The sequence below is a fragment of the Stappia sp. MMSF_3263 genome (genome assembly GCF_030733745.1).
In the GTDB taxonomy this organism is placed as follows: Bacteria; Pseudomonadota; Alphaproteobacteria; order Rhizobiales; family Stappiaceae; genus Stappia.
In genome coordinates this window covers 25,844-32,144 of record NZ_JASHIK010000031.1, presented here as the reverse complement: position 1 = coordinate 32,144, position 6,301 = coordinate 25,844, and the positions used below count along the sequence as shown (strand labels likewise).

Sequence of the window (6,301 nt, the reverse complement as noted above, 5' to 3'; positions counted from 1 at the left end):
ACGCCGCCCCGCGACATATATGCGCCAAGCATTCGATCGATAGTTTTTTGCTCCTTGCCCGGCTGTCACACCCCTCTCACTATCCCCCTCTAATGGAAGACATGCTTGCGGACCGCTGTCGGGCCGCGTCGCAGGAGGGTGAAATGAGCTGGTCGCTTCGCTGGGAAAACCACTGGTCGGGCCGGGCGCAGGACAGCGCCAGGGCGTCTTCGGGCCAGCCCCGAACAGCCTCGTCGCAGACCGACACCGACATCCCGAGCGCCCCCGCGATTGCAGCCGCCCATGCCGCGCTTGCACGGATCGCGCAGGGAGACCATCCGGCAACGCCCCTGACAGAGCCGGCGTCCTAGAGTTTACGGCGACAGGACGCGCCGCCGCCCCTCGAGGCCCCCGCTCACTCGAGTGGCACCGGTACCGTCACCACATCCTTGACCAGTTCCATCGCGACGAATGAATGCGTCTGGTGCACGTTCGGCAGCTTGCCGGTCTTGTCCCCGGAACCGCGCGGCAAGGCGCGATATCATGCGTGCGGACCTTCAGCAGATAATCGAAATTTCCGGCGATCAGCGGGCAGCTCTGAAGTTCCGGAATCCTGCAGACCGCCTCGTTGAAGCGGTCGAGGGCGTCGTCGCTCGTCTTGTCCAGCGTCACCATGACAATCAAAACGCGGCCGGCCCCCAGTTGCTGCGGATCGAGGTCGGCTTCGTACCCGACATCCTGATCCCGATCGTCAAGCAGGAGGCGAACCAGTACTTCGCCAAACTGAAGTTCAGTGAAGTCCGCAGGGTGAAACCAACCTGAGGCCGGAACGAGACCGGCCGGAGCGCGCCCGGCGCTTCCGCCCCTTGCCGGTTTCGTCCCTCGTTATCGGACGTCCGGCACGACCTGCCGCAAAGGCAAGCAGAATTTTCCACGAAAACTGCGCTCAGAAGAATGAAATGCATTTCAATGCCTAGTCATCGATCACGTAATTATTGATAAGTTTCGAATATATATTGACATATTTCTGACATAATCGACGAACACATGCAACTTTATCTGGATAACGGAACACACAAACACAAACTACCTCGCGATCGAGTAGTCTTAGCGATTTTTACAATAGAAAAACGAGCGATATCTTGCTTGTACCAACCAACCGGAAACAGGGGCTTTTGCGGCGCCCCCTCAAACGGAACCTGATGTTCCTCCACATTCCCAAATGCGGAGGCTCCTTCGTCGAGCAAGCGTTCCTGCCATGGATCACCAAGTGCCCCTCCCGACGTCTGCGCGATGCGCGCGGCCACCTGACGTGGCGGCAATACCAGCAGGTGTTCGACCGTCATCGCATCGATCTTGGCGCGATGCATGTCTTCACCGTCGTCCGCAATCCCTGGGATTGGCACGTGTCCTGGTTTCACTACCTGAAACAGGACAAGGGTCGCGGCCGGTCGGGGATGCCGACCGAGGTAGAGCTGTTCCAGAATTTCGACTTCACGGACTACCTTTCCTGGCTGGCGGATGACGAGGCGCCGACATCGCCGACCCGCTATATCCGCAAGCAGCTTCTGGACTACATCACTGATGAAAAGGGCGTGATGACCGTCGACAGCGTGCTGCGGCAGGAGCGGCTGGAGGAAGATCTCCGCGCCATGCTGGAAGATCTCGACCTTGCCACCAGCGTGCCCGATCAGCGCGCCAACTCCTCCTCCCGCGCCGACTATCAAAGCTATTACGACGATGCCGGCATCGAGCTGGTCGCAAGCCGTCACCGCGACGACATCGCCCGCTTCGGCTACACGTTCTGATCGGGATCAATGCTCCGGGAGGGCGGCGCTGCTTCGCGACAAGCCCGGCTCCGCGGGACTTGCTTTCCGGCGGCCAAGCTGCAATCCCTGTCTCCGCGCGCGCGGCAGGGCGGCTGCGGGCGAGCGAATCCGGGCGCAACAAGGCCTGGAGACGGCCGCTGTTCCGCCAAGAGAGCCGCTTCCATGGGTTTCAATCTGATCCGCTTCGCACTCGATCCCCAATATCGCGCGATCAAGCGCTGGAAGCGGGCGAAGGGAGATGAGCGGTTGCTGACCGACTTCGAACTCGGCCCCGCGTCGCTGGTGGTGGATGCAGGTTTCTACAAGGGCGACTTCTCGGCCAGGATCTCGAAGAACGGCAGCCCGAACGTGCTTGCCTTCGAGCCTGCACCGGAGTTCTGCAAGAAGGCAGCATCACTTCTGGAACGCCTGCCCAACGTCACACTGGAATGCGCCGGACTGTCGGATTTCAACGGCACCGCCAGTCTCGTCTATGACAATGACGGGAGCAGCACCCAGCGCAAGCAGGAGGGGGACACCGTCGAGGTGACGCTGCGCCGTGCCTCCGACGTGGTTCGGGCCGCCGGACGCCCTGTCGACCTGATGAAGCTCAACATCGAAGGCGACGAATATCCCGCCCTTGAAGATCTGATCGCCGAGGGACAGGTCGCCGCCATTCGTCATCTCGTCGTACAGTTCCACCTGATCGGCGACGACAGCCGGGAGCGCTACGCGCGGATCGCCGAGAAACTCTCGGCGACCCACGACCTTGTCTGGCGCTACCCCTTCATCTGGGAGCGCTGGGATCTGCGGACCTGACCTGCGTCAGGTTCCCTGATCAGCGTCCGGTGATCCCCGGAAAGACGATCAGGATCGCCACCGCCAGCACCTGCATGGCGATGAAGGGCAGCAGCGAGCGGAAGATCGTTGCCAGCGAGATGCCGGGCGGGGCCACGCTCTTCAGGTAGAAGGCGGCCGGTCCGAAGGGCGGCGACAGGAACGACACCTGCATGTTCATGCAGAACAGCACGCCGAACCATACCGGATCATACCCGAGCTTGACGATAATCGGCACGAAGATCGGCATGGTCAGCAGCGCTATGCCGACCCAGTCCAGGAACATGCCAAGCACAAACAGGATCAGCATCATGAACAGCAGGATGACGATCGGATAGTCGGAAATGCCGGTGATCAGGGTGGAGACGAAGCGGATGCCGCCCATCAGGTTGAACACGCCCACGAGCGCGCTTGCACCGATGCCGATCCACACGATCATGCCCACCGTCTGAAGCGTCTGCAGGGCCGCGCCCTTCATCAGGGCAAACGTGAACTCGCCGCGCAGGATCGTCGAGACGATGACGCCGAAGACCCCGACGGCGGAGGCTTCCGTCACGCTCGCGATGCCGCCATAGATCGACCCGAGCACGCCGGCAACGACCAGCAGCGGCAGGATCAGCCCCTTGAGCAGGCGCAGTTTTTCGGCAAGCGGCTCATCCGGTCCGTCCGGAACGGGTGCGAGCGCCGGATTGAGCCTCGCCCGGATCAGCACATAGGCGACATAGAAACCTGCCAGCATCAGCCCCGGAAGGAAGGCGGCGGTGAAGAGATCGCCGACGGAGACATTCGCGGTCAGGCCATAGATGATCAGCACGATCGAGGGCGGCACCATGGTGCCGAGCGCACCGCCGGCGCAGACGACGCCGATGGCCAGATGCTTGTCGTAGCCGAGCCGCAGCATCTGCGGCAGGGCGACCAGTCCGAGCAGCACCACCTCGCCGCCGATGATGCCGCTCATGGCGGCGAGGATCACCGCAACGACGATGGTCTGGATGGCGACACCACCGCGCAGCCGCCCGCCGACAAGGCGCATCGCATCGAAGAGATCGCGGGCAATGCCGGAGCGGTCGAGGATCGCCGCCATCAGCACGAACATCGGCACGGAAACGAAGACAAAGGACGAGACGAACGAATAGACCCGGCTGGTGATCAGCGGCACGACGGTCGGCCCGAACCAGCCCAGCGCAAAGATAAGCGCGACAAGCAGGGTGACGAAGGCAAGCGGTATGCCGGTAACCAGCAGGCCGAGCAGCAGGGCAAACATCAGGAAGGTGCCGCCCTCGATCCCGAGCGGCTGGAGCGAACCGAAGATCTCCATCAGCGATCACCCATCCCGTTGGCGCCCTTCGAGGTATTGCCCCTTGCGTAATTGACGGCGAGCACCAGGAACTGCACGGCCATGACCGCAAGCACGGCAAGCAGGAAGACCTTCACGAGGCCGGGGTAGACCGGATCCCAGGCACTGCCCGAACGCTCCAGGCGGAACGATCCGTCGGGCCGGAAGGCGGCGCGCTGCACCATCACCCAGGCGGCGAAGGCGAACATCGCGCTCGACGCTGCGCAGATCAGCGAGATGATCACGTCGAACGCCCGCCGCGCACCGGGCGGTAGCGCATCGTAGATCAGCACGACGCGGATGTGCCGGTCGCGGGCGGTGCAGTAGAGGCCGCCATAGATGAAGGCGATCCCACACAGGAAGATCGTCGTCTCATGCGCCCAGATGGTCGGCGCATTGAAAAGATAGCGCAGCACAACCTCGTTGATGAGTACGGCCATCGAGAGAACGATGCCCGCGGCAAAGACCAGCCCGCCGCGATCGATGGCACGCCCGATCGCGCCGGCCTCGGGGATCGCTCCGACCTCCTCCGCACTTTCTCCCGGCACGTCCTGCGGTTCCGTCATGATTGTCTCCCCGGAAAAACCGGGCGCGGGACACCCCCGCGCCCGGAGCCTGCGGATGCAGAGCTTATTGCATCAGGCCGTTTTCCTTGAGGTAGCCGGTCAGCGTGTCGTAGACCTTGCGGGCGTTTTCCGAACGCTCCGCGACCTTGGCCCATTCGCCGGTGGCGATGGTGCGGAACTTCGCCCGCTCTTCCGCCGGCCAGTCGGTGACGGTCACCTTGCCGCTGGCCTTCGCCTCCTCGACAGCCTTCAGGTCGTTGGCGGCGAGCGCCGCCACCTGGCTTTGCGCGAATTCCGCAACGCTCTCCTCAAGCGCTGCCTTCAGATCGTCGGGAAGCGCGTCCCACTTGCCCTTGTTGATCGAGATCTCGACCAGCGGCATGGAGTGGAAGCCGGGGTAGACCGGGTTGGGAGCCACGTCATGCATGCCCTGGGCATGGTTGGTGGAGAAGACCGAATAGTCGGCCGCGTCGATGACGCCCTTGTCGAGCGAGGTGAACACTTCCGATCCCGGCAGGTTGACCGGCGCGGCCCCGGCGGCCGCGAAGACCTGCTGCACAAGGCCTTCCGGCGCGCGCAGCTTCAGTCCCTGCAGGTCGGCGACGCCCTCGAGCTTCTTCTTCGAGACAAAGGCCTCGAGCCCCGGCGTGGTGGCGCCGATGAAGTGCAGGCCGTAAGGCTCGAGCAGCTCGTTCATCAGTTCCTTGCCGCCGCCCTTCGCCATGAAATCGAACATTTCCTGGGGCGCCGACCAGGCGCCGACCGGATTGGCGATCAGGCCGAAGGCCGGATCCTTGCCGGCGAAGTAGGACGTGTCGGTGACATGGCCGTCGAGAATGCCGGCGGCGATGGCGTCCTGCGTCTCGTTATGCGCGACGATGGATTCCACCGGCAGAAGCTCGATGGCGATGCGCCCGCCGGTCTTGTCCGACACGCCGGCGGCCCAGCCTTGCTGCAGCACGAAATTCGGGTTGCCCGCAGGATCCGACGACTGAAACTTGAAGCTGAAATCCTGTGCGAGTGCCGTGGTGGCGAGAGCCGCACCGGCAAGCGCGGCAAGCGCGATGGTTCCGAGTGACTTGAACATCCGTTTTCCTCCCTAGGATGATCCGTGGTGGCGGTCCGGGGCACCTTCGGCCTCCGCCGCGCCGGTTCGTTGCGGATCAAGCTCCGCAAGCATTTCCATCGCCCGATCGACAACCGCGTCGACCGGCGGGGAAATCTCGAGTGTGAAGCCGGCCTCGTCGGGCAAAAGCGGCTCCAGAATGGCAAGCTGGCTGTCCAGAAGGCTTTCGCCGACGAAGTGATCGTCGCGCGCGGCCAGCCGTGCCGCGATCAGCGCGCGCGGGCCTGTGAGATGAACGAAGGCCAGGCCGGAGAAGATCGGCGGGCCCAATCGGCTCCTCAACCGGTCGCGATAGGATCGCCGCAGCGCCGAGCAGGCAATCACCACATCGCGCGCCGGGCGCGCGGCGGCGCACGCGGCCGCGGCAATGGCGTCCAGCCAGGGTTCGCGCTCGGCATCGGACAGCGCCTGCCCCGCCGCCATGCGGCTCCTGGCGCCGGCGCTGTGAAAATCGTCGCCCTCCACACAGGCGCCGTCAAGCCGACGGGCCAGCGCTCCGGCAAGCCGGCTCTTGCCGGCACCGCACACGCCCATGATGACGACGCAACGCGCCGAAACGGCGCGGCCCGTGTCCGATGGTTGATACACGCCAACACTCCTCCCTTGCGCCGTCACGCTATATGGTAGCGCTAACATTTGTCAAGCCTTT

Annotated in this window: 8 protein-coding genes; 3 read left to right on the top strand and 5 right to left on the bottom strand. The window is 63.6% G+C overall.

Going from position 1 to position 6,301, the window contains the following annotated elements:
* Positions 1–143: 143 nt before the first annotated feature.
* On the top strand, positions 144–350 hold the full coding sequence (locus tag RBB46_RS21815) for a hypothetical protein (protein ID WP_306031166.1): 207 nt from the start codon (positions 144–146) through the stop codon (positions 348–350).
* A 67-nt stretch (positions 351–417) separates the two neighbouring features.
* Here RBB46_RS21815 and RBB46_RS23370 read toward each other — a convergent pair whose 3' ends face one another.
* Entirely contained in the window at positions 418–654 is a 237-nt protein-coding gene (locus RBB46_RS23370) for an Lrp/AsnC ligand binding domain-containing protein (protein ID WP_369293120.1), read from the bottom strand.
* Between the two features lie 527 nt (positions 655–1,181).
* Between RBB46_RS23370 and RBB46_RS21805 the strand changes: the two genes are divergently transcribed.
* On the top strand, positions 1,182–1,787 hold the full coding sequence (locus RBB46_RS21805) for a sulfotransferase family 2 domain-containing protein (protein WP_306031164.1): 606 nt from the start codon (positions 1,182–1,184) through the stop codon (positions 1,785–1,787).
* Between the two features lie 183 nt (positions 1,788–1,970).
* On the top strand, positions 1,971–2,606 hold the full coding sequence (locus RBB46_RS21800; protein ID WP_306031163.1) for an FkbM family methyltransferase: 636 nt from the start codon (positions 1,971–1,973) through the stop codon (positions 2,604–2,606).
* Between the two features lie 19 nt (positions 2,607–2,625).
* Here RBB46_RS21800 and RBB46_RS21795 read toward each other — a convergent pair whose 3' ends face one another.
* From RBB46_RS21795 to RBB46_RS21780, 4 genes are all read right to left on the bottom strand, one after another.
* Complete coding sequence (locus tag RBB46_RS21795; protein WP_306031162.1) at positions 2,626–3,942, bottom strand: TRAP transporter large permease subunit; 1,317 nt, start codon at positions 3,940–3,942, stop codon at positions 2,626–2,628.
* The gene (locus RBB46_RS21790) at positions 3,942–4,526 is read right to left on the bottom strand and encodes a TRAP transporter small permease subunit (RefSeq protein WP_306031161.1); all 585 of its coding nucleotides are present in this window, start codon (positions 4,524–4,526) and stop codon (positions 3,942–3,944) included. The genes RBB46_RS21795 and RBB46_RS21790 overlap by 1 nt, the downstream gene beginning before the upstream one ends.
* A gap of 64 nt (positions 4,527–4,590) precedes the next feature.
* Entirely contained in the window at positions 4,591–5,613 is a 1,023-nt protein-coding gene (locus RBB46_RS21785) for a TRAP transporter substrate-binding protein (RefSeq protein WP_306031160.1), read from the bottom strand.
* A gap of 12 nt (positions 5,614–5,625) precedes the next feature.
* The gene (locus RBB46_RS21780) at positions 5,626–6,240 is read right to left on the bottom strand and encodes a gluconokinase (RefSeq protein ID WP_306031159.1); all 615 of its coding nucleotides are present in this window, start codon (positions 6,238–6,240) and stop codon (positions 5,626–5,628) included.
* Between the last annotated feature and the right edge of the window lie 61 nt (positions 6,241–6,301).